Origin of the sequence: Amycolatopsis sp. NPDC058986 (assembly GCF_042741125.1) — a bacterium.
GTDB lineage: Bacteria > Actinomycetota > Actinomycetes > Mycobacteriales > Pseudonocardiaceae > Amycolatopsis.
This window is the reverse complement of record NZ_JBHYJW010000035.1, coordinates 72,503-97,908: the sequence shown is the minus strand read 5'-3', so window position 1 is coordinate 97,908 and position 25,406 is coordinate 72,503. Positions and strand designations below refer to the sequence as shown.

Here is a 25,406-nt window from a genome sequence, read left to right as displayed (position 1 = left end):
ACGGTGTTGCTGTTGGCCGCGCGGGCTTCCAGGTAAGCCGACCAGTCACGTTGGAGGGTCTTGGTCCAGGTGACGGCTGCGCCGATGTGCAGTCCGAGGAGTTCTGCGAGAACTGGAGCTGGGAGGTCGGCCGGGAACAGCAGACATTGGGCTGCCGGGTTGGCCGAGGGCGGGGCGGCCAGTCGTTGATCACGTAGCTCTCGACCCAGAACTGCTCGTGCCGGTCGCGATCCGCGGGGGCTTGTTCCAGTACACCGAAGACTGTGTGCCGGGCCTGCTCGGGCAAGTGCGGCCAGGTCGTGACACAGACGAACGCGAGGTTGGCCAGCCGCAGACTCGTCGCCACGGGCCCGCCGGTCACGAATTCGCCGACCGCGGGGTCGTCGGTTGTCGCGCCTGTCCGGGCACCTCCCGCGATACGGTGCCAATACCGCAGCTCCGCTTCCTCCGCGGCGGCGAACCGCGGGTCGCTCGAGCAGGTCGGGCAGCCACGGCGGTTCGGCGAACCGCCACGGCGGCCTCGGCGATTCCGGCGGCGGACTCGGCGGCGGTGGCGGAGTCGTTCGCGGCGTACTGTGCCTGCGCCGCGAGGGTGGTGGCGGTGTTGGCCGCCGTGCGGGCGTGGATGGCTTCGGCCTGCCCACGCGGCGGCGCTGGCCTTATGGCGATGGTGTGCGCGAGCCCGGCGACGCCTGCGGGCTGGGTCGTGAAGAACCGCAGCTACCGATCCCGTTCGCAGAGCCCGCGATGCAGCACCGACACCGCGTCCGCTTCGCACAACTCCCGCACGGTGACCACCGTGCCGTCGGCGAGCAGCGCGCTGGTGCCGGTGTTCATCGGACCGCGGTGTGCTCAGCGCGGCAGTCCACTTCGGACACTCCGGGCACAGTGCGCGCCAATGCGGTGATCACCGCTCGTTCCGCCTCGTCGGCGAAGGTGCCCGACACCGTGACCGCACCACCCACGACCTCGACCGACCAGCGGCCGCGGTGTCCCGAATAGTCGGTCAGCAGAGCACGCAACTGCGCGGCGATGGCGTCGTCGTGGCGGACCAGCGGCTGGAGGAGATCCCGCCTGCTGATCACGCCGACCACGACGCCGTCGGCCACCACCGGCAGGCAGCGAAGCCGGTCGGCCAGCATCCGGCGGCCGATCTCGGTCACCCTGGTCTCCGGGGAGACGACCTCGACCGGCGAGGTCATCACGTCGCCGACCGTGACGGCCACGCGCTCCTGCCGCCGCGCCCCGCGCAACGCGTCGTATTCGGTGAACAGACCCACCACCCGGTTTTGCTCGTCCACGACCGGAAGCCCGGCGAATCCGTGCTGGACGAGCAGCGCCACGGCCTCACGTACCGGGGTGCCGGGTTCCGTGGTGACGGCCGGGCTGCTCATGATCTCCCGGGCCCGCATCACAGCACCGGCCCCGGGACATACGACGCCGCCGAGCCGAGCAAGCGCTCCAGCACGTCCACCTTCGACGTCACTCCGTCCGGTAGGACCACGACCGGGCAGCACGCGTGCCGCAGGCAGGCCGCGCACACGGAACCCACCAACAGGTGCCGCAGCTTCCTTGTACCGTGACCGCCGAGCACGAGCATGGCCGCGTCCACGGACCTCGCCACCAGCATGTCCGCCGCGTCACCGTCCGGAGCCTCGTAGGTCACCTCGACACCCGGGTCGTCACCGAGCACCGTCGCGACGAACTCCTTGAGTTTGGCCAGATGCGCTTCGCGCGCGTCGTCCTGTATCCGGGCGATCGACGCGTCGTCGAGCATCGGGTCGTAGAGCCAGGCGGTGACCGCGTGCAGTTCGGCGCCCCTGGCGTCAGCCTCCGCCCGCGCCCAGCGCAGGGCGGCCGCCGACGCCGCTGACCCGTCTACTCCCACAACGATCCGGCTGCTCGCTTTGTCCTCTGTCATTGTCCTGTCCCTTCAGCGGTTTTCCCGACGTTCCTGGTCCCGGCGCCACTCCGATTGCCAGCGGGCGTACCGGCCCCTGTCCAAGGCCCAGCGGCTGACCGCGTACACCGCCGCCAGCAGCGCCCACGTGACCGCGAGCAGTCCCATGCCGGCGGCGGCGCCGTTGACGCCCGCGCCCACTACCGACAGCGGTGGGTCCACCGGGTTGCCGTTCCGGTCGAGCCAGATCGGGACCCGCGCGCCGGTCACGGTGCCTTGGATGGCGTCGATCCGGCCGCGCCGCAGGGTGCCGTCCGGCAGCGTCCACATCGCGGCGGTCGGGGCTTTCTCCGCCACTGCCCCGGCCCGGCCCGCGGCCTCGGCGACCGGGCCGTCGGCCAGCAGCGTCGCTTCGGCCGGAAGCCGCTCGGCGAGTTGCTGGACGGACACCGCGCGCGAACGGGCGTAGACCACCGACCCGGCCGCCGCGGCGAGCGGCACCGCGGCCAGTCCGAGCACGACCGCGCCCACCAGGATCACGGCCTTGATCCGGTCGGATCGCCGGGCGAGGCCGCCTCGGCGCGGACAGAGCCAATGCCACCACCGGGTGACCATGGGCATGGTGGTCATCACGAGCTCCTTTCGGCTCGTTCGGTGTCTTCATCGGTGACCACCACGTCGTGGACCGGACGGCGGCCGGTCCACGACGCGGCCGAGTAGCCGTAGCCCAGGCGCAGCACGGTGTGCGGACGGCCGAGCGGACGGAACAGCTCGGTGATCCGGCCTCGGGTCGAGGCCACCTCGAACGGCTGGGACAAAAACGATGCCGCCACCCGCACCGAGGTCGCGGTCAACAGAACCCGCTGCATCGCCAGGCCCGCACGGACCTCCGCCGCGGGACCCGAGTCCGGGGTGAGCACCACCGCGAGCAACGGCTGCTGCTCGTACGCGCGCACCGGCAGATCCGGATCGAGATGGGATTCCCGCAACGCCACCACACCGTCGTGGTCCGGCGGCGGAGCCGCGGCCGCCAGCGGCACCCCGTCCGGGCTGGCGGCGTCACGGCGCGTCCACCGTGCGGTTTCCGCACGGAACGCGTCGTCGCCTGCCTGCAGGAACTCCGCGCGCCGCACGAGCGCGGTCAGACCCGCGTACTCGGCGTCCACGAAATGGAGGCTGGCGGCCTCACGGCTCGCGGCGCGGGCGAGCGTGGCCTGAATGCCCGCCGAGACCGTCCGATCGAGGAACGGCCGACGGTGGGTATGCCTGCGGAACACCGCGTCGGCGAGCGTCTGGTCCTCAACGGAGACACGATGCTTCCCCTCGTGGGTCACCACCGCCAGCAGATCCGGCTCAGCGGCGTCGGGCAGCAGCTCGACCAGCGGCTCGAAACCCTGACACCGCAAGGAGACAACGAGATTCAACAGCGCCGCACCACAAGACAGCCTGGCTTCGCGCGCCTCCGGGTCGGCCACGGTCAGCACGCGGTCACGGTCCAGCCGGACCTCAACCCGGTCGCGGTCGAGCGCGAACCGCCACGGCTGGGTGTTGTGCGGCGACGGAGCCCGGACCGCGGCCGCGAGCGCCTGATCGACCACAATGGACAGTGCGCGTGTCATCATCGCTCCCGGGCTTGTCTTCTCCTACCCGTTCAGCTTCGCCGCTCACCGCGTGGTCCCGATGCGGCCGCCGGTCATCGGCGCACGGGACGTTGGTCCCGGCCCGTCAGGCACCAAAGGCGCATCAGGACGACCGTCCGCCGGGCTCCTCAGCGGACAGGGTCGTGTTTCGCGGCACGACCCGGACCCACTTCACCCCGGGGACGATCTCCGCGATCGCCTGCGCCATCTGTGGTTCGGAGCCGTCACGGAATTCCCCGGTCACGGTGACCATCCCGCGATCGGCCTCCACATCCCACCGCCTGCCGTACCCGAAGTACCCGTCGAGCCGGTAACGCACCTGACGCACGAGCGCGCTGTCGTGATGCACCAACGCCCGCGCCACATCCCGGCGCGCGACGATACCCAGCACCCGCCCCTCGTCCGAAACGACCGGCATGCTGCGGACACCATTGCGCAGCAGACGTTCGGGCAGCTCGGCGACACGGGTGTCCGGCGCGACGGTGACGACGTCACGAGTCATCAGATCGGCGACCAGAGCCCCCGGTTTCGCTGCGTCTTCGGTCATGAGGTCGGTCTCGCTCACCAGCCCCGCCAGGATCCCGTTCTCGAGCACCGGCATCGCCGCGATCCCACGACTGGTAAGCACTACCGCCGCCTCCGTCACCGGCGCGTCCGGCGTGACACACGTGACGGGCGTGCTCATGATCTCCTCGGTCAACATCGGCTTCACCTACTTCTCGATGGTACTGCGCCGTTCGTTACCAATCCGGCCACAGCCACGGCGGAAACGGGTCTCTGCAAGCGAATCGGCTGCGGCCCGTGTCCGCCTACTTCTGGCCGGATTAGTAAAGCCACATTCGCGCACACTGGGGCCCAGCGCAGGATGCGGAAGACACCGAAACCCGGGACCAAAGACCACGAAAGTCTTCCCCCGGGCTTCGGACCCGTCCGGGCAAAGCGCTCACGGGCGGGCTGCCGGGTACTCCGGGTCGGTGAGTGGCCGTCGCCGGGGCTCCGGGATCGCGATCGACACGAACAGTTCCACGAAACCGGGTAGTGCGAGTTCACCAGCCAGCGACGCCCGTGTCTTCGGGTAACGGAAGGGGGCGATCACGAAGTCGCCGACCGCACCGAGCTCCGCCGCGGCCAGCAGCAGATACTGGGCGGCCTGCCCGGCCCGGATCAGATCGGACCGGCTCTCGAAGCCGACCGCGATCGCGAAACAGCCACCGGGATGCTCGCGATGATCCGCGAGACGGTATCGCTCACCGATCCGGGCGTGGGCATCGCTCTCCCGCACCGCACGCACTCGGACTCCGGTACCGGACAGTCGTGGCCGCAGCTGCTCCACCAGTGTCCGCGCCAATCGCCGTGTGTCCACATCGGACCGCGATCGATGTCCGAAGACGGCGCGGTACCCGGCTCGGTCCCGTGTGGACGGTGTGGTGCGTGCCCCGGCGGTGATCCGGGCGATCCGGTCCGGGGCCTCCGGAGCCGATCCGATCACGGTCACCGGAACCCAGCCCAGCACGCGCACCGCCACCTCGAGGTTCGCCAGCACCGCGCCGCAGTGGATCAGGCGGGCCCGCCCCGCGCGGTCGTCGCCCGGTACCCGGAAACCGGTCCGCTCGAAGACGTCGACGGCGCCGTCGTGGATCTGCACCACCCAGCCACCGCTGAGCCTCCGTGGCGGTGCCTCGCGAGCCGCGCCGACGAGAACACTCTGCTCGTCGTGTGACCATTCGTGCGAACGCGCCGAGGGTTGCACAGTCTGGGTGAGCGTCATGGGATCCTCCTGGCCGCGCGTCCAGTGTTCGCCGCCCCCCGGCCTCGATCCAGTGGCCTCCGACCCCGCCCGCGAGGACCTTCGGCCATGGTCGGCCGGGTGCCCGCACGCCGACACTTCCGGCACAGCCCACGAGATTCCGGGACCGAGGAGCCACACCATGACACAGCAGAAGGACCACCGGCTGATCATCATCGGCTTGGACGGCTCCCCCGCCGGCGACGCCGCACTCCGCTGGGCACTCGGCCAAGCCCGGTCCGACGACCGGCTCGAGGCGCTGTACGTCGCTCCGCGAGATTCACTTCTTCCCGGAACGTCACTGGCGTTGCAACCGCACGGCAGGCGGCCGGTCCGCCCGCCGATCTCCGCCGAACGGATCGACGCCGTACGAGCCGAGTTCGCCGACGCCGCACCCGTGAAGGATCGCATCGTGCACGGTGACGCAGCGAGCGAACTGGTCGCGGCGTCGGCCACCGCGGACCTGCTCGTGGTGGGCGCGCGCCGCACCACCGCACTCGGGCAGCTGGTCCTCGGCAGCGTCGCCGGGCACTGCGTCGGGCACGCGCAGTGTCCCGTCGTCGTGATCACCCCCGAAGCGGCACGGCGGATCCCCTTGGGGAGCGAGGCAAGCGAGGACGAGGCGACGGGCTTGTGAAGAGTTAACCGGAGAACTCGACCCACGATCTCAATCAAGCTGATTTCGGATCAGTGCCTCGCGAAACCCATCGACGTCCGGGCTGAGTTTACGTTTCACATGCGCCGGAATGACTATGGCACAGAAGGGTACGGTCACTGCGCGGCCACTGGTCAAGAGCTTCTTCAGACAGGCCACGCCGGGAGGCGTTGCGGCGAGGTGGATCCCTAGAACACCGGGCGCTTGAGTGCGCGCCGGGACCGCGCTCCCCAGAAAGAACCTCTGCTGCGCCTTCATATGCTCATCCGGAAACGCAGAAAATACCCGGAATATCGATTTTTCGCTTACCGACTTGGCCAACGCTTGCTCGTAAGTCGCAGACAGGGGACTTGCCGCCCTCCCCCAAGTGTTGTTCGTTTACCCATGCTCAAAAGTTTAATACCACTCCGTACCGGTTACATCGGCGGCGAAAAACCCCCTTACTCTGCCGCACTTGACCGCTGGCGTCGGGCCGGTGTTCTTCGGTCGCGAACCAGAGCGCCGTCACGGGGTCGGATGTCACATCGACCAGCCGAGCGGGAACACCGTGGTGTTGCACGGACGCGAGGAGAGGCAGCCGATCGGGTGCGCGAGCTCGCCGGTGGCCCGGTCGACTTCGTATTCGACGCTCCGCCGCCGTATGCGGGAGCCATCCCCGAACTCATCGCCATCACCGGGGACCCGCACCGCGTCATGACGATCAGCAACCATGACGAGGCGAGGCGACTCGGCGCGCGGGTCAGCCTCGACCACGCCACCGATCCGGTACCAGCCGCCACGTTCCTGCCCGAATACGCCGCGCTCGCAGCCGACGGCGTGTTCACTATCCCGATCGCGCGCACCTACCCGCTCGGTGACTGGCGGTCCGCCGTCGAACTCGGCATGTCCGGCCACCCCCGCGGCAAGCTCGTCCTGCTCCCCGAACAGAACACCCGCCAATGCCGCATATCGGCCGTTCGGAACGCGGGCTCGCGCGGTGGTCGCCCCTGTCGTGATAAGCGATGGGATGAACCACCGTTCGGGAGGCCTATTTGGTCCTCCCGAACGGCGCAGACGGCTCCAGCTCTGTAACCCGCGAAACAGGTCAATGCGAATGCCTGCCGACGGCGACCGGGACAGGCGGCCCGTGCTGGATCGACTCCACTGGCGCTGTTACGTCGTTCCGGCGCAGTTGGTGAAGGTCGGTCTGGTCCGTGCGCTGTAGATGCTCGCGCCACCGGTGGAATCGCTCTTGAGCGGCACGGTGATGGTGTCGTCGGCGGTCCAGGGGAAGCCTTGGGTGTCGAACGTCCATGTACCGGTGACCTTGGTCGCCAGCTCCGACAACGTGACCCACCCGTACTGGCGAGGGGGCACGCTCACCTGCAGGCTGTTGCCCAACGTCTGCTTGAGGTCCAGCGTGGTACTGCCATGGATCTCGGCGGTAACCATGAGCTGGAGGTTGACGACACCGGCGTTGCCACCAGCGGAAAAGCTTCCCGACAGGATGAATCCAATCGTGTTCGTCCAGCCTGTTTCGGTGGTCAGGGAGAATGTCCACGGGATCGTTTGGGAAGTGTCGTTGAACCACACCGGCGAGACGCACGCCTCCGGCATGGCGAAGGGTGTCGTTTGGTTGGCCGTGGTCCACGAGCAGGTCGAAGTGTCCTTGCCGCACCGCGCGGCGGCGTAGTCCACAGCGGTGTTCCAGGCCGTCTTGTATGCCTCGGCGGGCAGCGTCCACTGTTGGTACGGTGTGCCGTCGCAGGTGTTGGAGTAGGCCCCGTTGTCGGTGCCAGGGGGGACCTGCGCGGTGAAGCAGGCGTTGTCGGTGACGTGGCGGATCATGAACGCCTTCTGCCCCGATCCGCTGACCGGCTGGAAGTACCACTGCTCGGTCGCGCGTCCGTCACAGGGCTGCAGCCGCAGCGCGTAGAGATTGCGGTCGGCGTCGACGCACTTGCCGATGGTGTCGTTGACGATGGCGAATCCCGCGCCGGGGTTCGCTCCGGTGTTGATGCGCCACGTGGTGGCGAACCCGGGTGCCGGGTTGGTGACCAGCGGCGTCTTGTCGTTGCGGGAACCGTTCTGGACGTCCAAAAGGTTGCCGTTGTTGAGGTTGGTAAAGGTCAACTTGATCAGCGCCATCGGCGATGCGTTCGTCTGAGGCGCCGCGGTCGCTGCAGCTGACGTGATCCCCACGGCCGCGCACAGCACCGAGAGAATCACGGTCGCCCTTCGCCATAACGATCTTCCGCGTCTTGCTTTTGTCGTTTTCACCGGCGCTGTCCTTTCGACTGCAGAATCGGACATTTTCTTCCTTTTCTCGATTTTCTCGGCGCAACTGCTGGGCGGAGCTCGCCCGACCGATGACACCGACAGGATGCGAATATTGCATTTCAGTGACTCAAAACCGGCAGCGACAGTCGCTGAACCGAGCACTGAAGCCGAGCACAAGGCTACGTGTTGTAATGGGTTGGCGAGTTGGGATTGACAGGGCCGAGTTCCTGGTCGAGCCGGGTTCGCCAGTCCTCATTCGCCAGCCCTGCAGCAACGAGTACGTCACGCCAGTCCTGCTTGCTCATTACGAGGGCTTCGCGGAATCGTGTGATGTCTCCCTGGGCCACGAGAACGATCGCCGCATGCACACGCTCAGTGTCGAGCACGTCATCGCCGGTTTGACGTGAAAGATCCGCTAGCATGCGCAGGATCTCCTGGACGGAATCAGACTCGGAGAAGTCTTGTCGTATTCGCCGTTGCAGTCGTGTTTCATGTGTGGTCACCGGTTGATCCTATCGTGAAGATCCGCAGTAAGTCGCAGCGTCGTGCCCGTTGATCATTCGACGTGGTCAGACCAGGCCCAACGTTTGCCAGTCGAGTGGAACCATCTTTTTGGCACCCAATACCCGCGTCCAATTAATCACACGGTCTATGGTAATCATTTTCGCGGAGGTGGACGCAGATGATCTCCGTCAAACGTGTATCCGGCATTTCTGAACATTTTAATCTCGCGAGCATAGACGGTCTCCCGCTTGTTCTTGTCGTCCCAAAGATTGTCGATGGTACGCGGCGATACCATGTAGACGTCTTGGTTATTTTTTATCACCATGTTCACCCACTCGTCATTCTTTGCCAGTGTCCAATCCGGAATTTTGAGAACATCGTAGCCTGGTCGGCCAACAAAGGCGGCAGTATCCGTCAGTCGGCCAATTACCGCAATGTTTCCTACCTTTGGCGCAGCCGTCCCGAGAGTGCTGGACGGCTTTGCCGGCGCAGGTTCTTGCTTAGCTGGCGTAGAATTGGCGGGAGGGTCGTCGGTGGTGGCGTACTCGATGATGGCTTCTGCACCCTCGATGATCTCGATGATGCACTCGACGCATTTGCCGGTAAGGTCGGAGGAGTTGACGGGGTCGGCGTTGGCGTAGTCGTAGTTGTTGGCCGAGCCGCCGGAGACGGGGTCGGTTTGCAGGAACCGGCCCAAGGCGGGCAGATAGGTGCGTGCGCCCATCTCAAGCGCTTGCTGGCTGGCGAGATGTTCGATGGGAACGGTGTGTTCGCCGAGCCAGCCGAAGTCCATGCCCCCCGCGGCGGTGGCCGGGATCGGGATGTCGCCGATGACGCCGGTGGCGGGGTCGATGTTCTGGCCGAACGGGTCGTACAGGTGGACCGTGCCGGTGCGGGTGGCGGTGCCGTCGGCGGTGAACAGGACGTCGCCGTGGAGATTGGGATAGGACCAGTTGCTGGTCGGATTGGGCGTGTAGTTCTTGGTGAGCACGACACCACCGGGCAGTGTCAGCACCCGCTGAACCAGGTTCCCGGAGGCGTCCAGGACGACGTCAGGGCCGCCGGAGCTTGAGGCGAAGCCGTAGCGGGTCACCTGCGCGGGCTTGGCGTTGTCCTGGGCTGTCCGCGCGATGATGCGGTCGGTGACGTCGCGGGTGTACTGGACCGTGTGCCCGGTGGCGGTGCTGGTGGACATGTGCCGGCGGGTGGAGTCGTAGCCCAGGGTGTCGCCGGCGATCTTGGTGGCGTTTCCGTAGGCGTCATAGGTGAACGACAGGGTGGTGCCGCCGCTGGTGGTAGTCAGCCGGTCGGCATTGTCGTAGCAGTAGCTGGTGGTGATCGCGGGTGCGCCGTTGAGGCTGTCGGTGGACGCGGTGCGGTTGCTGTTGGCTCCCGCCCTCGGGTTCTGCCCGCAGCCGCCGTCACCGGCGTAGGCGTAGGTCAGCCGGTGGTGTGGCACGGTGGCCGCGACCAGCCGGCCGACGCCGTCGTAGGTGTAGGCGGAGGCGTAGGTGGTGGCAGGGGTGGTGGTGTCGGTGATGGTGTCGTCGGTGATGCGCTGATCGCGGGAGCGGGTGACGGTGTCGGTGACCGTCGAGCCGGAGGCCTGCCAGGTCAGGGCGGTCGGTGTCTCGGTGTCGTTGCGGGTGATGGTGAGGGCGGATCCGTTGCCGTAGCTCACTTTTTGCAGGAACGTCGCGTCGTAGGTGGGAGTGGCGACGGTGGTCCCGTCCAGATCCTCACTGGTCAGGCGGAAGGCGTCGTTCCAGTGGTAGGTCACCGTGGAGGTGACGCCCTTGACGGTCGTGGCCTCGCTGGTCTTGCGGTCGGCCTGGTCGTAGTGGGTGGTGGTGACGGCACCGCTGGCGTCGGTGTAGGACACGACCCGCCCGCGCAGGTCGACCACGGCCGTGGTGGATCCGCTGTCGTCGCTGACCTTGCTGGTGAGCGGGTCACCGCCCACGGCGTACTCGTAGGTGATGGTGCGGGCAGGCTGGCCGTCCATCGCCGGGAACGACTTCTTCAGGGTGCGGCCGCGATCGTCGTAGCTGACACAGGACCAGGGCTGGCTGTTGATCCGGGCCGCCACCACGCGACCGGCCGCGTCGTACACCGATTCGGCCGTGTTGGCTGTCCCGTCGGCGTTCTTGGCCGCGGTGACGGTCTTGGCCATGCCGGCCTGGCTGACCGCGGTCGAACGGGGAACGCAGGGGTTGGCGCGGGTTTCGTTGTCCCCGTAGTAGGTCGAGGTGCCACGCTGGGCGGGGTTGGTGATCTCGCCGGCGGGCAGCGAGTTGGCCAGCCGGCGCAGATACCCCTGGCCGGGCCGCTCGAAACTGTTGCGCCGCACCAGGTTCGCCCCACCTGGGTCGTTGGTTTCGGACACCACCAGCCCGAATGCCGGGTCGATCCCCGCGGCGGGGTCGGAGTAGCCGGTCGTGGTCTTGGTCGACGGCGCGCGTTCGACGCCGCCACCGGAGGTGCTGTCGGTGGCCTTGCTGGTCTCGTATCCGTAGCGGGGCGCCAGGTTCCGGCCGGGCACGGTCATCGCCGCACTGGTACCTGGTGGTGTCCAGGTGAGGTTCAGCGCGCCGGTGGTGCCGGAGCGGTTGTAGTAGTCGACGCGGACGCGGTGCCAGGCGCCAGGCGCGGTGCTGGTGTATTTGCCGGTGACCGTGGTGGACGCCTTGTCGGTCCAACCGTCCACGGTCAGCACGTCGTCGATCCACAGCCGGACACCGTCCACGACCGTCAAGCCGAGGTGGTAGTCACCGATCGCGGGGAACTGGAGTTCACCGGTGAACCGACCCGACCAGCCGGAGGTGTTGGCCACTGGTGGCGCGCGGTCCCAGTTGCTGGCCAGGGAACCGTCGGCGGTGCCGATGCCCGTCTGCCACACCGTGGGCACGCCCGATAGAGACGGGTTGTCGTACAGGGCGGCCTGCAGTCCGGCCAGGCCCTCGTCGAAACCGTGATGGGAGTGCGGCATCGTGGCCGCGCACGCCGCCGCCGGGGTTTGGCCGGTGAAGCACGATGCCGGCGCGGGCCCGTAGGAGTCGGTCAGGCGGTCGGCGTGGTCGTAGATGTTGGTGGTGCGTTTGCCTCTGGTGTCGACGGTCGCGGTGGGTTTGTCCTTGGTGTTCCACTCCGTGGAGGTAGTCGCTCCGGTGAGGTCGGTGGTCGCCAGGGTGCGGCCGCCGTCATCCCAGGTCACTGTGGTGGAGTGGGTGGCGTCATCCACCCCGGCCACGGCCACGGTGGCTTGTTTGCGTTCGAGGTAGTACTGGTAGAAGTGCTCGGCGCGATGTGCGCTGTCCCGACCGTCCGGGGCCGGGGCCAGGATTTGGACCGCGCGCAGGACGGGTGGCTCGGGGTAGTGCTCGACCACGGGGTCGTAGCCGATCACCGTGCAGGCGGCGGCGACGTCGCCGGTGTTGGTGCACCCGTTGTCCGCCGACGCGGGCTGGCGGGCTAGCCAGTCGTAGGCCAGGTTGTCCCGGATCGTGGCCAGCGGCCCGACGCTGTCGAGGGCTTTCTGCTTCTCCTCCTCGTTGTCGCCGGCTTGGTCATAGCGCTGTTTGGCGGAGGCACGGCCGGTGTAGTCGAAATCCTGGATGTTCGCGCCGGGGTTTTCGATCCGGGCCAGGGTGCCCATCAGGTACCACAGCCGGGTCTCGGTGCCGTCCCAGTACCGGATCCGGCACAGCATCTGCGGTGGAGCAGGGTCCGCGCCCGGCGGGCGGGACACTCCGCCGTAGCAGTTGTCGCTGCCATCGGTGTTGTAGAACAGCTGGTGCGACCGGCCCGAGACCGGATCCTTGATCTGCGTCAGTCGTGGTGGTGTGCCGCTGTAGAGGTATTGCAGAGCGGCGGGTTTCTTGCCGTCCAGCACCGAGGACACCGCGGCCAGGGTGCCGTCGGGATTGAACACCGATACGACATCGCCTTCGGTAACCGTGATCCGGCCGGTGTTGTCGAAGGCCAGCACCCCGTCCTCGCCCACCGGTGGGCTGTAGCCACCCGCGGATTGCTTGGCCCAGGTGTGTTTGCCGCCGGCGCTGTCGGTGAGCACCACCGAGCCGTCCAGCATCTCCGCGCGGCTGTAGGCGCTGGACTGTGCGGCCAGGGTCCAGCCCGCCGGCAGCGACGGGGAGTCCGCGGACAGCAGCCATTCCGTGGGCACGATCTGCGGTTGCAGGTTGTGGCTGCGCGCGGTGTCGTCGCCGGTGGTGCTGGTGGCCCACAACACCATCCGGGGACGATCGTCGGAGTGGTGATAGAGCTCGACGCGGATCGGTACCTGCTGGCCGGCTTTGAGCGGGATGTCGCGGTCCTGGTGAGGACCGGGCAGCAGGAAGTCGTCGCCGGGTTCGGCGGCGGTGGGGTTGTCGTAGACCAGCTTGTCGCCGACCCAGATCTTCGCGCCGTCGGTGTGCCCGCCGGCGAACCGGAAATCACCGCTGACCGGGGCCTTGAAGTGGCCCTCCCAGCGGACGACGAACCAGTTCTTGTCCAGCGCCACGGGCATCGGGTTGTCGCGCCACGGCAGATTGTCCGGATTGCCGCTCCACGGGATGCCCCAGTCCAGGTTGATCTGGGACTCGCCACGCACCATCACCGGGATGTCATCCGCGGTCCCCGCGTGCCGGGAGTCGTTGAAGTACGAGGCACGCACCCCATGCGGCGCGCCCTCTCGCGAGTTGTAGGCCAGATTCACCCCCGCCGCACCGCCCACCGCGGAGAACGCCGGCCCAGCGGCCTGGAGGTGAGCGTTGCCGTTGAACAGGTTCACCGTCACCGGGCCCAGATGATCGGTCGGCGCCGGGCCCGGGTCCCCCACCCGCTGGTTGACCGTGAAGTGCCCGACCCACTTCGGTGGCGTCGCCGTGGTCGCGCCCGGCAGTGCGGTGGCCGCTGTCCAGGTGTAGCGGGCGCCGTCGTGCAGCACGTGCTTCGGCACTGTCCACTGTGGCTGGTCCAGACAGCCGGAATCGATGACGCTGCCTGAGCGGCCATCGAATCCGGTGGAGATCTTGAAGCAGTACAGGACGCCGTCACCGGCGGCGGCGACCTGCAGTACCGGGGTCTCGGTGCCCACCACGGCCTGGTCGACCGGGCTGACCAGACTCGTCGGCGGCGCCGCGCCGGTGTCCTTCGCTGATCGTTGCGCGTCGAACCGAGGATGCTTGCCGGTCGCCAGCGGGGCGAAGTCGGACTTCGGTCGTGTCGGTTCGGTCAAGGCGCCCGATTTGCCAGCCGAAGGCACAGACAAGAGCGGCAGGTCCCGCGGCACCGGTTTCGGCGCCGCTGCCGCGAGTGGCGATGACGAGGTTCCCACCTGCGCCAGCGAGCTCGTCAACGCCATCGCCAGCACGACCGCGATCGCGCGACGACACGATCGCGGTCGGGTTCGGATGGCTAGCCGGGTGCGTCCACGTCCCCACGAGGCCATGACCCCTCCATCGACATCGCCGTCGAGTACCGCGCGCCACGACGATCTGGGCGCACGGGGCAGCCCCCGTCGAGGGGCTGCCCGGCACGGTCGAGCATGCGGTAACGATCGGCCGCGGGAACAGGACATACGGCTAGCCATATATGGCTAGTCGTCGTGGCCACTTCCACGGCACGGGATGTGGTTCCCGTGCCGCAGAGCAACGGGAGGACGGTCACCCGGGGGTATTGGGGTGTGCTGTGGCGGAGGGATTCGGCGTACTGCTGCGGCAGTTGCGCCAGCTGGCGCAACAGACCCAGCAACAACTGGCCGAACGCTCCGGCGTGTCGGTCCGCGCCATCAGCGGGTTCGAATCCGGCCGGCGCACCAACCCCCGCACACACACGGTGCGGCAGCTGGCCCAAGCCCTGTGCCTGGAACCGGACCTGTACGAGGAATTGCTGGCCGCCGCAGCAGGAAGCGTGTTCTCGGACAGCCCCCACGGTCCACCACGCTTGGCCGCTTCGATGCCGCGGCACCTGCCCGCCCAGCCGGGGGTGTTCGTCGGCCGTCACGACGAACTGGCGGTACTGGACAAGGCCTTCGACGCCGCCGGGCAGGGCGGGATGGTGGTGGTTTCGGCGGTCGGCGGGGGCGGGATCGGCAAGAGCTGGCTGGCGCTGCGCTGGGCACACACCAACTCCGACCGGTTCCCGGACGGGCAGCTGTTCGTCGACCTGCGCGGCTTCACCCCCCACAGGACACCCATGACGGCAGCGGAGGCCACCCGCGTGCTCGTGGGTGCCCTCGGCGTCGCCCCGGCCGCGATCCCCGCCGACCTGGACTCCCAAACCGCGCTATACCGCGGCTTGACCGCCGGAAAGCGCATGCTGATCCTGCTCGACAACGCCCGCGACGCGGAACAGGTCGCCCCGCTGCTGCCCGGCGGGGAGTCCTGCGCGGTGATCGTGACCAGCCGCGACCGGCTGGCCGGCCTGGTCGCCGCCCACGGCGCGACACCGTTGCCACTGGACGTTCTCGACGACACCGACGCCCGGCACCTGCTGACGTGCCGGGTGGGCAGTGAACGGCTGGCCACCGAGCCCAGGGCAGTCACCGAACTGCTGGCCCGCTGCGCTGGTCTCCCGCTGGCGTTGGCAGTGGTCGCCGCCCGCGCCGCCATCCACCCCGATCTGCCGCTGACCGAGATCGCCGCCGAACTGGGCGACACCGAATCCCGGTTGGACGCCCTGGATGCCGGCGACCCCACCGCCAGCGTCCGGGCCGCGCTGTCCTGCACCGATCGTGCCCTGCGGGCCGATCACGCCAGGGTGTTCGCCTTGCTCGGCGCAGCGCCCGGCCCGGACATCAGCCTGCCCGCCGCCGCCAGTCTCACCGCCCTGCCCGATCACGACGCGGTCCAGGCGTTACGAGCGCTGGAACGGTTGTCCCTGCTCCACCAACCCGCACCCGGCCGCTACCGCATGCACGACCTGGTCAAGCTGTTCGCCGCCGATCACACGCGTCATCCACCGCACGAGCACGACCGGCACACAGCGCTGCGGCGGCTGGTCGACTTCTACCTGCACACCGCCGCCGATGTCGACCGGCTGCTCTACCCCTACCTCACCGCGGTCCCGCTCGACCCGGCAGAGCCTGGCTGCCGTCCCCGCCGGCCGGCTGACCTCACAGCGGCCATCGCCTGGCTGGACACCGAGCGCCCCAACCTTCTGGCAGCCCAGCAACTCGCCGTCTCACTGGATTGGCCCCGGCGGGTGTGGCAGCTGGCGTGGGCCCTGCGCAGCGTCGGCTGGCAGTCGGGGCCCGACGAGAGCCACCTTGCCGTCTGGCAGGCCGGCCTGGCCGCCGCCGACCGCCTCTGCGACACTGCCGCGCAGATTCTGATCCGCCGCTACCTCGGCCGTGCCCATGTGTTGCTCGGCCACCATGAGCAGGCGATGGAGATCCTCCAGCAGGCCCTCGCTCTCGCCGAGCGCGCCGAGGATCCCGACAGTCGGGGACATGTCCATCGCTACATGGCCTGGGCGTGGGAACAACGCGGCGACGACCGTGCGGCTCTGATACACGCCGAGCACGCCCTGCGCCTGTTCCACGCCCACGGCAGCCTCGCGGGCGAGACCGACGCGCTGAACATGGTCGGCTGGAGCCAAGCCCGGCTAGGCGATCACGAGCACGCCAGGGACCACTGCCAGGCCGCACTCGCCCTGTGCCGCCACCACGGTTTCCGCGAGACCGAGGCATACACGCTGGGCAGCCTCGGCTACATCGCCCACCACACCGGCCAGCACGCCCAGGCCCTCGACTACTACCAGCAGGCCCTTGCCCTTTTCCACGCCCGTGGCGACACCTGCAAACAGGCCGACACCCTCGAAGAAATCGGCCAGACCCACCACGCACTCGGCCACCACGAGCAAGCCCGCGACCACTGGCAACAAGCGCTGGGGCTGTACCGGGCCCAGCACCGGGATGACGACGCCGAGCGTGCCCAACAACATCTGGACGCGCTCGACACATCCGCCGGCACCGCGGCGATCCACCACAACGAACGAGATGATCCAGCCCCGCACGCGGTGCCGCAGAACCTATAGCGCGAACAGACTTGAGCCAGACGGAGAGCCGCTCAAACGCATGATCGACAAGGCTGCTTCGCGGCGCAGTTCTCGCAACGCGCTCACATGCCGCTTATCGCGCATTCCAATGAATGCACGCACATGCCGAATAGCGGACGTTTCTCAGCGCGATGCAGTTGACTGCTGAGAACCGGGACGCCGCCGAGCCCTGCCGACCCGTTTCGGCCATCCGGCTCGATTCCCCGGCGCTTCCTGCAAGATGAGCGCATGACACATCCCCAGCAGCCCACGATGGGGTGGCCGGGCCCCGCCCCGTACCCGGGACAGGCTCGGCCGTCCGGCGGCACCGCGATCACCGCGGCCGTCCTGGCCATCGTCAAGATCCTCATCGACGGCTCCTCCTTCGTGCCGGGCCTCGACGTCACGCGAGATTTCGGCCTGTCCGCCGCGATCGGTCTCGGGCATCTGGTGCCGACCGTGCTCCTGCTGCTGGTGGGTTCGATCCTCGTCTTCGCCCGCGTGAAGGCCGGTGCGATCCTGCTGCTGACCGGCGCGGCGCTCAATGTGCTGGCCCTGGTGTCCATAGCCGTGCTGACCGGCGGGGACTCCCTGGACTACGTACGGCTTCTGGCGATCGTCCCGCTGGCCGGTGTCCTGAACCTGCTGTCAATGGTGCTGAACATCCTGGTGCTCATCCTGGCGGCACTGCCGTCGACCTTCCGCTATCTCGGCGCCTCCCGGCGACCGGTCCACCCCGGCCCGCCCATCCCGCCCGGATACCCGCCGCAGACGGGCTACGGCCCACCCTCGCAACCCGGCTACGGCCAGCACCCTCCACGACAGTGGTGAGACTCAGGTAGCGGGTAGCCGAGCGTCGACCTCATGGCCGGATGGGCCGGGCGCACGTCCCCGAAACACGCCCGCAGCACCGGCCGGCACGGCTCGGAGTCCGCGCGGTCGGGCAGCAGGTACCGCACGCGCACAACGTCAGCGAATGTCCAGCCTGCCTCGGAAGCGCTACCTCGATGTTCCGCAGACCCTGCACACCACCCGACGCGCAGCTGAGCGGCGGAAACGGAACGTCCGCTCTTGCCGCTCATCGATCGATCCGGGGAAGCGGCGTTTGCCGATCGCTCGCACGACAACCTGTTCCATTTTCGCGCTGCTGTCGGTGGTCGTGCGGCTGGCAACGTGGCGGCCCCTCGCCGACGCACGCGACACTGCGGAGCGCTCAGAGCGAAGCGGAGGTCGAACGACCTGGAGGTACCTCGCGTACTGCCACGCTTGATCGCGGGCAACGCCATAGTGCGGTCGAAGCAACCGACATTGATCATGACATGTGATCGACATGCGCGGTCGGAATCCACGAACAAGTGCGGCCAGTCTTATTCGAGCCTCGTTTGTCGTGGAGTTGCGGATACGCTCAGCCGTTCCAGGTCCAGTGACGGATTTCGGGGAGGTCTTCGCCGTGTTCGCGGATCCAGCGACGGTGCCGCTCCCGCGATTCGGTCATCCGCTGCCGTAACGCGCCAGCGGTGGCGAGCAGGCCTGGGACGCGGTCGATGACGTCGATGACGAGCTGAAAACGGTCCATGCGGTTGAGCACGAGCATGTCGAACGGCGTCGTCGTAGTGCCGTGCTCGGTGTAACCGCGGACGTGGAGGTTCGCGTGGTTGTGCCGCCGGTAGGCCAGGCGGTGGATCAGCCATGGGTAGCCGTGGTAGGCGAACAGCACCGGACGGTCGGTGGTGAACAGGGCGTCGAACTCACGGTCGGACATCCCGTGCGGGTGTTCGGAACGCGGCTGCAGCCGCATGAGGTCGACGACGTTCACCACCCGCACCGCCAGCTGGGGCAACTGTTCCCGCAGCAGTTTCGCGGCGGCGAGCACCTCGATCGTCGGCACGTCTCCCGCACAGGCCAGGACGACGTCCGGCTCGCGGCCGGGGTGCGCGCTCGCCCAGTCCCATCTGCTGACGCCGCGGGCGCAGTGCAGCACGGCTTCTTCGGCGTCAAGCCAGACCGGGGTGTCGTTCTTGCCCGCGACGATGACGTTGACGTAGTCGCGGCTGCGCAGGCAATGGTCGGCCACGTGCAGCAGCGTGTTCGTGTCGGGCGGGAAGTAGACCCGCACGACCTCGGCGCTCTTGTTCGCGACGTGGTCGACGAATCCGGGGTCCTGGTGGGAAAAGCCGTTGTGGTCCTGGCGCCAGACGTGCGAGGTCAGCAGGTAGTTCAGCGACGCGACCGGGCGCCGCCACGGGATCTTCCGGTGCGTCTTCAGCCATTTGACGTGCTGGTTGAGCATCGAGTCGACGATGTGCACGAACGCCTCGTAACACGAGAACAGCCCGTGCCGCCCGGACAGCAGATAGCCTTCGAGCCAGCCCTGGCACAGGTGCTCGGACAGGACTTCCAGCACGCGGCCGTCGGGATCGAGATGCTCGTCGTCCGCCGTCGTCGCGAGCTGCCAGGCTTTCGCGGTCACCTCGTAGACCGCGTCGAGCCGGTTCGAGGCCGTCTCGTCCGGGCCGAACAGCCGGAAGTTCCGCCGAGCCGCCGAAAGAGCGAACACGTCCCGCAGATACCGGCCGAGAACGCGGGTGGGTTCCGCGGTCACGGAACCGGGTTCGGTGACCGCGACGGCGTGCGCCGCGACGTCCGGCAGGCCCAGCGGCCGCAGGATCCGGCCGCCGTTGGCGTGCGGGCTCGACCCCATCCGCAGCGCGGGTGATGGAACGAGCGCCCGCACGGAGGCGGTGGGTACGCCGTCGGCGTCGAACAGTTCCTCGGGCCGGTAGGACCGCAACCAGGACTCCAGCTGCCGCAGGTGTTCCGGGTTGTCCCGGACCTCCGGCAGCGGCACCTGGTGGGACCGCCAGCTCCCCTCGACCCGCTTGCCGTCCACTATGGACGGTCCAGTCCAGCCTTTCGGTGTGCGCAGCACGATCATCGGCCACGCGGAGCGCGTGCCGGTGCCGCGCATCCTGCCCAGATCGGCGAGCGCGGTGTCGACAGCGGCCGCCATCGCCTGATGCATCGTCGCCGGGTCACTGCCTTCGACATACAGCGGTGCGTAGCCGTACCCGCGCAGCAGCGAGTCCAGTTCGGACGGTGCGATCCTGGACAGCAGCGCCGGATTGGCGATCTTGTAGCCGTTGAGGTGGAGAATCGGGAGCACGGCGCCGTCGCGCGCCGGGTCGAGCCAGCGGCAGCCGTGCCAGCTCGTCGCCAGTGGCCCGGTCTCCGCCTCGCCGTCCCCGACGACGCACGCGACCACGAGCCCGGGGTTGTCGAATGCCGCGCCGAAGGCGTGCGCCAGCGAGTATCCGAGTTCGCCGCCCTCGTGCAGCGAGCCGGGCACCTGCGGCGCGACGTGACTGGGCACTCCGCCGGGAAAGGAGAACTGCCGGAACAGCGCGGACATCCCGTCGGCGTCCCGGGTGATCTCGGGCCAGGCCTCGGTGTAGCTGCCCTCGAGCCAGGTGTTGGCCAGCAGCGCGGGACCACCGTGGCCGGGGCCGGTCACGAACAGCATCTCGGTGCCGTGCGTGACGATCGCGCGGTTCAGGTGCGCGTAGACGAAGTTCAGCCCGGGACTGGTCCCCCAGTGCCCCAGCAGCCGCGGCTTGACATGCTCGCGCCGCAGTGGTTCGGCCAGCAGTGGATTGGCCATCAGGTAGATCTGCCCCGCCGACAGGTAGTTCGCTGCCCGCCACTGAGCGTCCACTTGCGACAGTTCCGTGCCGGTGAGCGCGACGTCTCGCGTTTCGACCGCGGTCATCGGGTCACCTCCGGCCGCACGACCAGCACCGGGCACCGCGCGTGCTGGACCAGTGCCTGACTGGTCGAGCCCAGCAGCATCCCGGTGAAGCCACCGCGCCCATGGCTGCCGGCCACCACGAGCCGCGCCTGTTCGGACAGCTCCAGCAGCGCGTGCCGCGGCCGGTCCAGCCGCAGGTCACGGCTGACCTCGACATCCAGGTATTTCTCCCGCCAGCCGGCGAGCCGCTCGGCCAGCAGCCGTTCCTCGTCGTCCATCAGCGATTCCCGCTGCGGCAGCAGCCGGGCGCTCCCGCGGGTGGAGTCGTAGACGACGTCGCTCCACGCGTGCAGCGCCACCAGCGGCGCCTTCCGCAGCGACGCCTCCTCGAATGCGACAGCGACCGCGCGTTCGCTGGTCGGGCTGCCATCGATCCCGACCACCACAGGCCCTTCCGCCGGGGCCTGGCCCGTGCCGTCCCGGCCACGAACCACCGCGACGGGGCAATGCGCGTGGGCCACGACAGCGGACGTGGTCGAACCCAGCAGCGTCGCGAACAGTCCCCCCTGCCCCGCGCCCACGACCAGCATCCGCGCGTCCCGGGACAGCTCGATGAGCCGGGGTATCGGTGCGTCACGCCAGGTCTCGGTCGCTATCCGTATCCCGGCATCCACCGAGCGGGCGACCTCCGCCGCGCGCCGCACGGCGTCCTCGGTCATCTGGACGAGGTCGTTCAGCATGCCCTCGCCCAACGCGACGCCGCTACCGTAGTACAGCCCGGCGATGTTGGCCGCGCTCACGATCCGCAGGCCGGCGCCGTGCACGGCCGCGGTCTCGGCGGCCCAGGCCACGGCCCGTCGCGCGTCGTCCGAACCGTCGGTTCCGACCAGGATGGTGTCGTTCATCGGGTGCTCCCCTCGTGTTCGGAGACGACCTGGGCATCCACCACGCCGGGTACGGCGCGGGCCAGCAAAGTCGCCACGTGCCGGTCCGTTTCGTCGTCGTAGGCGTCGACGACCCGGACCACACCGTCGTCCACTGCCACGGTCCAGCGGTCCGGCCCGCCGTAGATCCCCAGGTGGTGCCGGACGTCGTTCAGGATCGCGCGGTCGTCCCGCGCCAGCACGCGGACGATGTCCCCGCGGGTCACGATGCCGATCACTTTCGCGCCGTCCACGACGGGCATCGCGCGGATCCCGGAATCGACCAGCGCGCGAGTCAGGTCGGCGACGTCGGTGCCCGGCGCCATCCCGGTGGCCGGGGTGGTCATCACCCCGCCGACCGTCGGCTCGGGGGCCGTGTGCTGGTCGCCGCCACGATGGCGCGGATCGGCCGGAACACGGTCGCGGATCAGATCCGCCTCGGTGACGATGCCGATCAGGCGATCGTCGTCGTCCACCACCGGAAGAGCGGTGAATCCGCGCGACGAAAGGATTTCCGCCGCCTCCTTCGCCGTCGTCGACGGATCCACGGTGATCACCGGCGCGGTCATCACGTCACGGGCTCGCATGGGTTACCTCCCTGCTCGCGGCCTGCCACCGACGGTATTCGGGCCGGTCCCACCGCACCGCATGCCTTGGTCACCACCCCACGGGACCTACGTCCCATTGGTCCACAATGGACTCAACGCCGGGTGCGCCGCTTGCCAGGCTTCGGCGGCCCGCGCCGCGTACTCGTCGATGGCGGCGATCTCGGCACGCAACAGGGCGTCGAAGACCGCGGTGTCCTCACACGCGTCGGCGGCCTGTGTTCTGAGCGCGCGAAGATGCCGATGCGCCGTCACCGCGACGTGCTGCTCGTCGAGCAGATCACCGACCGTGCCGAGCGACGCCTCGGCGCTTCGGGTGCTGATCCCGGCTCGACGGCCCGCGTCGACCAGGCATCGAAGCTTCTCCACCGCGTGGCGCGCCTGACTCAGCCCCCGGTCTCGGCTCGCTCGGCGCAGTTCCTGCGTCGTTTTTCTCGTCCATGACGCTGCCAGACACGGCAGCACCGCGGACGCCGGACGTCGAGCGGCCTTCGGCCACCGTGTGCGCGGAGTTTCGGCCAGCACGACCTCAAGCACGTCAATGGCGTTCAGCACCTGAAGGTACCTTCGCGAACCAAGCGCCGCGGCCGCGCGTGCCCGGCCGCAGTCGGCGAAGTACCGGGTGACGCGTGCCTGGGCGGGTTCTCGGGCGAATTCCTCAGGCAGCGCAGCGAGCCGCTGACGCAGTCGCGGGACCAGCACTTCGGCCTCATGAACAGGCGCGAGTTCGGCGGCGAGCCAGCCCAGCTCACGCCGTATCCCCGCGCCCAGTCGTCCGCCGAGCGCAGGAGCCGCCACGCCGAGCAGGTCGCGGACGCACCGGACAGCGACACGCAGGCGGACCGCGGCGGCGCGCTCACCGAGCCGGACATCGACGTCGGCCTCGGCGATTCTTCCGAGCATTTCGTGCAACGTCACGAGAAGCGCGTCTCGTGCCGAACCGTCGGTCACCCGTTCGGGACGCGTGAGCCGGTCGGCCAGAATTCGCTTGGCCACTGTGAGCCCGGCGTTCTCGCCCGGCTCTGTCGCGGTCGCCGCGACCGGTTCGAGTTCCACTCCCCGGGCAGGAGCCAGCACAAGCCGCGCCGCCGCTCCGGTCTCGCGCGCGCCGTAGGGCAGCAGGACGCAGCGGCGTTGGGTGTGCAGCCACCATTCTCCGGACCGGCGGGTCAGCGCGAAGCCCTGCTTGAGCAACCTCAGGCCGGTGGTGTCGAAGAATTCGGTCGTCACGGCGTCCGTGGGCATCGGTCGCCGAGGCGCGGGGAGCGCGGTCACGAACCTTCGCCGGTCTGCCGGATCACCGCTACCGGGCACGGTGAATGGGCGAGCAGCGCCTGGCTCGTCGACCCCAGCATCATCCCCCGGAAGCCACCCAGGCCCCGTGAGCCGACCACGAGCAGCTGCGCGCGCTCCGCGTGGTCAAGCAACGTCTGAACCGGCCGCCCGCACGCGACGACGCGGTCGATGGCGATCTCGGGATACTTCTCCTGCCAGCCCGCGAGTTGTTCGGCCAGCACCCGCCGTTCCTCGCGATCCACCTCGGCCGGGTCCAGATCGAGCGGATGTGGCCGCGGCTTGCCGTCGGCCAGCGCGGGGTTCCACGTGTGCACGGCCACCAGCCGCGCCCGCCGCCACGACGCTTCCTCGCAGGCGAACGCCAATGCCGACACGCTGTCGGCCGATCCGTCCAGTCCCACGACGACGGGCCCGGTGACCGGCGGCGGGGTGTTCGGCGTCCGGCCCCGCACGACGACGACCGGGCAGTGTCCGTGTCCCGCCAGTGCGACCGCCGTCGATCCGACCAGCAGACCGGTGAATCCGCCAAGGCCCCGGGATCCCAGGACGACGAGGCTCGCCCGCTCCGATTCCTGGGTGAGCGCGGCGACCGGGTTCCACTCGCGGGCCGCCAGCTCGACCGGCCGGTGGGGATAGAGCGCCCGCACCGACTTGCTCGCGGTTTCGAGCCGGACCCGAGCCTGCGCCTCCAGGCCGTCCCGGATCGCCTCGACCGAGCCGGTGATCGAACCCAGTCCGACGCGTGGCACCGTGTACACACTGACCAGTCTCAGCGGAAGCCCGCGCCGGACCGCCTCCTCGGCTCCCCACACCGCGGCCAGCCGCGCGGACTCCGAACCGTCGATGCCGACGACGACTGCGCGTTCGCTAGCAGGTCGCATGGCTCGGCTCCACCACCGCGTCCGGACCGGGGAACACCGTCGACACGTGGTCGTCACTCAGCCAGCGGACCACGTACGGCGGTGCACCGTCCGCCGAGCGGACCTCGAGGATCTGCCCGCGCTGGACCGGATCGTCCACCCGATATCCCTTGATCACCAGCCAGTCGCCAGGTTGGGCGTACATCGCTCCTCCTCTTCGCCGGTTCTCCACCAGCGTCACCCGCACCGGCCTGCCGGCTTAGAGCCGAACGGCCCGGCGAAGGCCGCAAAGGTCATCGGTGGCGCAGGAGCGTCTCAGCGTGATCAGGCACGTAGTGCTGGAGGCTGCGATCGGTGCGCGGGTAGGCCGGTGCCGGCGGACTCGCCGGGAGTTCCAGTGCCGGGCGTGGCACTTCGTGGTAGGGCACCGAGCCGAGCAGGTGGCTGATCATGTTGAGCCGCCCGCGGCGTTTGTCCTCGCTTTCCACGACGTACCACGGTGACTCGGTGGTGTCGGTGTGGGTGAGCATGTCGTCCTTGGCCCGCGAGTACTCCGCCCAGTGCGGCACCGATTCCAGGTCCACTGTGGACAGTTTCCAGCGGCGGAGCGGATCGTCGATACGGGCGCGGAACCGCCGCGTCTGCTCGGCCTGGCTCACCGAAAACCAGTACTTGCGCAGCAGGATCCCGTCATCGACCAGCAACCGCTCGAACGTCGGGCACTGCTGCAGGAAACGGCGATGCTCCTCGGCCGTGCAGAACCCCAGCACACGCTCCACCCCGGCGCGGTTGTACCAGCTCCGGTCGAACAGCACGATCTCCCCCGCCGCCGGCAGGTGCTCGACATACCGCTGGAAGTACCACTGCGTCCGTTCCCGCTCGGTCGGCCTCGGCAACGCCGCGATCCGCACCACTCGCGGGTTGAGATGCTCGGTGAACCGCTTGATGGTGCTGCCCTTGCCCGCCGCGTCACGACCCTCGAACAGCACCACCAGCCGCGCACCCGAAGCCCGGACCCATTCCTGCAACACCACCAGTTCACCCTGCAGGCGCAGCAGTTCCCGCTCGTAGATCCGCCGGGGAAACCGCTTCTCCCGCTTGCGCTCAACCATCACCGCCGCCGTTCCTCATGTCCCGAGTCGACCTCGCGCGTGCCCGGGTGTGAAGAGTCCACCGGCGCGTCCGAGGTCCCG

General features: G+C 68.7%; 22 protein-coding genes. 4 read left to right on the top strand and 18 right to left on the bottom strand.

Annotated features, from left to right (window positions below):
* Positions 1-833 precede the first annotated feature (833 nt).
* The 6 genes from ACFW0G_RS28060 to ACFW0G_RS28035 all read right to left on the bottom strand — a co-directional run bounded on the left by ACFW0G_RS28060 (position 834) and on the right by ACFW0G_RS28035 (position 5,308).
* Entirely contained in the window at positions 834-1,412 is a 579-nt protein-coding gene (locus ACFW0G_RS28060; protein WP_378328405.1) for a CBS domain-containing protein, read from the bottom strand.
* Positions 1,412-1,921 (bottom strand): universal stress protein, encoded by a 510-nt coding sequence (locus ACFW0G_RS28055; RefSeq protein WP_378328404.1) that lies wholly within the window; start codon positions 1,919-1,921, stop codon positions 1,412-1,414. Before ACFW0G_RS28055 ends, ACFW0G_RS28060 begins: the two co-directional genes overlap by 1 nt.
* Before the next feature lie 12 nt (positions 1,922-1,933).
* Complete coding sequence (locus ACFW0G_RS28050) at positions 1,934-2,530, bottom strand: hypothetical protein (RefSeq protein WP_378328403.1); 597 nt, start codon at positions 2,528-2,530, stop codon at positions 1,934-1,936.
* Positions 2,530-3,519: an Acg family FMN-binding oxidoreductase gene (locus ACFW0G_RS28045; RefSeq protein ID WP_378328402.1), complete on the bottom strand. Its 990-nt coding sequence runs from the start codon at positions 3,517-3,519 to the stop codon at positions 2,530-2,532. The genes ACFW0G_RS28050 and ACFW0G_RS28045 overlap by 1 nt, the downstream gene beginning before the upstream one ends.
* A 124-nt stretch (positions 3,520-3,643) precedes the next feature.
* Positions 3,644-4,225: an HPP family protein gene (locus tag ACFW0G_RS28040; RefSeq protein WP_378328401.1), complete on the bottom strand. Its 582-nt coding sequence runs from the start codon at positions 4,223-4,225 to the stop codon at positions 3,644-3,646.
* Between the two features lie 258 nt (positions 4,226-4,483).
* Positions 4,484-5,308, bottom strand: a complete 825-nt coding sequence (locus ACFW0G_RS28035) for a hypothetical protein (RefSeq protein WP_378328400.1) — start codon at positions 5,306-5,308, stop codon at positions 4,484-4,486.
* 160 nt (positions 5,309-5,468) lie between these two features.
* Here ACFW0G_RS28035 and ACFW0G_RS28030 point away from each other — a divergent pair, with 160 nt between their 5' ends.
* Positions 5,469-5,963: a universal stress protein gene (locus ACFW0G_RS28030; protein WP_378328399.1), complete on the top strand. Its 495-nt coding sequence runs from the start codon at positions 5,469-5,471 to the stop codon at positions 5,961-5,963.
* A 30-nt stretch (positions 5,964-5,993) separates the two neighbouring features.
* Here the strand turns inward: ACFW0G_RS28030 and ACFW0G_RS28025 are convergent, their stop codons facing one another.
* Together ACFW0G_RS28025 and ACFW0G_RS28020 are read right to left on the bottom strand one after the other, a co-directional pair.
* Positions 5,994-6,302, bottom strand: coding sequence for a hypothetical protein (locus ACFW0G_RS28025; protein WP_378328398.1), 309 nt, complete (start codon positions 6,300-6,302; stop codon positions 5,994-5,996).
* Between the two features lie 67 nt (positions 6,303-6,369).
* Entirely contained in the window at positions 6,370-6,540 is a 171-nt protein-coding gene (locus ACFW0G_RS28020; protein WP_378328397.1) for an FRG domain-containing protein, read from the bottom strand.
* Between ACFW0G_RS28020 and ACFW0G_RS28015 the strand changes: the two genes are divergently transcribed.
* On the top strand, positions 6,498-7,052 hold the full coding sequence (locus tag ACFW0G_RS28015) for a zinc-binding dehydrogenase (RefSeq protein WP_378328396.1): 555 nt from the start codon (positions 6,498-6,500) through the stop codon (positions 7,050-7,052). The genes ACFW0G_RS28020 and ACFW0G_RS28015 overlap by 43 nt on opposite strands.
* 81 nt (positions 7,053-7,133) lie before the next feature.
* On the opposite strand, the gene ACFW0G_RS28010 is transcribed toward ACFW0G_RS28015, so the two are convergent.
* The 3 genes from ACFW0G_RS28010 to ACFW0G_RS28000 form a co-directional block, all read right to left on the bottom strand.
* Positions 7,134-8,273, bottom strand: coding sequence for a ricin-type beta-trefoil lectin domain protein (locus tag ACFW0G_RS28010; RefSeq protein ID WP_378328395.1), 1,140 nt, complete (start codon positions 8,271-8,273; stop codon positions 7,134-7,136).
* A 146-nt stretch (positions 8,274-8,419) separates the two neighbouring features.
* Positions 8,420-8,743, bottom strand: a complete 324-nt coding sequence (locus ACFW0G_RS28005; RefSeq protein WP_378328394.1) for a hypothetical protein — start codon at positions 8,741-8,743, stop codon at positions 8,420-8,422.
* Positions 8,744-8,898: 155 nt separating this feature from the next.
* On the bottom strand, positions 8,899-13,983 hold the full coding sequence (locus tag ACFW0G_RS28000) for a PA14 domain-containing protein (protein ID WP_378328393.1): 5,085 nt from the start codon (positions 13,981-13,983) through the stop codon (positions 8,899-8,901).
* A 452-nt stretch (positions 13,984-14,435) separates the two neighbouring features.
* On the opposite strand from ACFW0G_RS28000, the gene ACFW0G_RS27995 reads away from it, so the two are divergent.
* Positions 14,436-16,784: a tetratricopeptide repeat protein gene (locus ACFW0G_RS27995; protein WP_378328392.1), complete on the top strand. Its 2,349-nt coding sequence runs from the start codon at positions 14,436-14,438 to the stop codon at positions 16,782-16,784.
* A gap of 249 nt (positions 16,785-17,033) precedes the next feature.
* Complete coding sequence (locus tag ACFW0G_RS27990; protein WP_378328391.1) at positions 17,034-17,615, top strand: hypothetical protein; 582 nt, start codon at positions 17,034-17,036, stop codon at positions 17,613-17,615.
* Positions 17,616-18,189: 574 nt separating this feature from the next.
* On the opposite strand, the gene ACFW0G_RS27985 is transcribed toward ACFW0G_RS27990, so the two are convergent.
* The 7 genes from ACFW0G_RS27985 to ppk2 form a co-directional block, all read right to left on the bottom strand.
* Positions 18,190-20,550, bottom strand: a complete 2,361-nt coding sequence (locus ACFW0G_RS27985) for a phosphoketolase (protein ID WP_378328390.1) — start codon at positions 20,548-20,550, stop codon at positions 18,190-18,192.
* A complete protein-coding gene (locus ACFW0G_RS27980) occupies positions 20,547-21,434 on the bottom strand; it encodes a universal stress protein (protein WP_378328389.1) in 888 nt (295 codons plus the stop codon). The genes ACFW0G_RS27985 and ACFW0G_RS27980 overlap by 4 nt, the downstream gene beginning before the upstream one ends.
* A complete protein-coding gene (locus ACFW0G_RS27975) occupies positions 21,431-22,039 on the bottom strand; it encodes an HPP family protein (RefSeq protein ID WP_378328388.1) in 609 nt (202 codons plus the stop codon). Before ACFW0G_RS27975 ends, ACFW0G_RS27980 begins: the two co-directional genes overlap by 4 nt.
* An 87-nt stretch (positions 22,040-22,126) precedes the next feature.
* Entirely contained in the window at positions 22,127-23,287 is a 1,161-nt protein-coding gene (locus ACFW0G_RS27970; protein ID WP_378328387.1) for a CHAD domain-containing protein, read from the bottom strand.
* A 41-nt stretch (positions 23,288-23,328) separates the two neighbouring features.
* Complete coding sequence (locus tag ACFW0G_RS27965; RefSeq protein WP_378328386.1) at positions 23,329-24,234, bottom strand: universal stress protein; 906 nt, start codon at positions 24,232-24,234, stop codon at positions 23,329-23,331.
* Positions 24,221-24,418: a DUF1918 domain-containing protein gene (locus ACFW0G_RS27960; protein WP_378328385.1), complete on the bottom strand. Its 198-nt coding sequence runs from the start codon at positions 24,416-24,418 to the stop codon at positions 24,221-24,223. Before ACFW0G_RS27960 ends, ACFW0G_RS27965 begins: the two co-directional genes overlap by 14 nt.
* A gap of 88 nt (positions 24,419-24,506) precedes the next feature.
* Positions 24,507-25,325 (bottom strand): polyphosphate kinase 2, encoded by an 819-nt coding sequence (gene ppk2 / locus ACFW0G_RS27955; protein ID WP_378328384.1) that lies wholly within the window; start codon positions 25,323-25,325, stop codon positions 24,507-24,509.
* Between the last annotated feature and the right edge of the window lie 81 nt (positions 25,326-25,406).

Coding starts and splice junctions, on each gene's coding strand:
- ACFW0G_RS28060 (WP_378328405.1), bottom strand. CDS start 1,412: ATGCGGGCCCGGGAGATCATGAGCAGCCCGGCCGTCACCACGGAACCC.
- ACFW0G_RS28055 (WP_378328404.1), bottom strand. CDS start 1,921: ATGACAGAGGACAAAGCGAGCAGCCGGATCGTTGTGGGAGTAGACGGG.
- ACFW0G_RS28050 (WP_378328403.1), bottom strand. CDS start 2,530: ATGACCACCATGCCCATGGTCACCCGGTGGTGGCATTGGCTCTGTCCG.
- ACFW0G_RS28045 (WP_378328402.1), bottom strand. CDS start 3,519: ATGACACGCGCACTGTCCATTGTGGTCGATCAGGCGCTCGCGGCCGCG.
- ACFW0G_RS28040 (WP_378328401.1), bottom strand. CDS start 4,225: ATGAGCACGCCCGTCACGTGTGTCACGCCGGACGCGCCGGTGACGGAG.
- ACFW0G_RS28035 (WP_378328400.1), bottom strand. CDS start 5,308: ATGACGCTCACCCAGACTGTGCAACCCTCGGCGCGTTCGCACGAATGG.
- ACFW0G_RS28030 (WP_378328399.1), top strand. CDS start 5,469: ATGACACAGCAGAAGGACCACCGGCTGATCATCATCGGCTTGGACGGC.
- ACFW0G_RS28015 (WP_378328396.1), top strand. CDS start 6,498: ATGTCACATCGACCAGCCGAGCGGGAACACCGTGGTGTTGCACGGACG.
- ACFW0G_RS28010 (WP_378328395.1), bottom strand. CDS start 8,273: ATGTCCGATTCTGCAGTCGAAAGGACAGCGCCGGTGAAAACGACAAAA.
- ACFW0G_RS27990 (WP_378328391.1), top strand. CDS start 17,034: ATGACACATCCCCAGCAGCCCACGATGGGGTGGCCGGGCCCCGCCCCG.
- ACFW0G_RS27985 (WP_378328390.1), bottom strand. CDS start 20,550: ATGACCGCGGTCGAAACGCGAGACGTCGCGCTCACCGGCACGGAACTG.
- ACFW0G_RS27980 (WP_378328389.1), bottom strand. CDS start 21,434: ATGAACGACACCATCCTGGTCGGAACCGACGGTTCGGACGACGCGCGA.
- ACFW0G_RS27975 (WP_378328388.1), bottom strand. CDS start 22,039: ATGCGAGCCCGTGACGTGATGACCGCGCCGGTGATCACCGTGGATCCG.
- ACFW0G_RS27965 (WP_378328386.1), bottom strand. CDS start 24,234: ATGCGACCTGCTAGCGAACGCGCAGTCGTCGTCGGCATCGACGGTTCG.
- ACFW0G_RS27960 (WP_378328385.1), bottom strand. CDS start 24,418: ATGTACGCCCAACCTGGCGACTGGCTGGTGATCAAGGGATATCGGGTG.
- ppk2 (WP_378328384.1), bottom strand. CDS start 25,325: ATGGTTGAGCGCAAGCGGGAGAAGCGGTTTCCCCGGCGGATCTACGAG.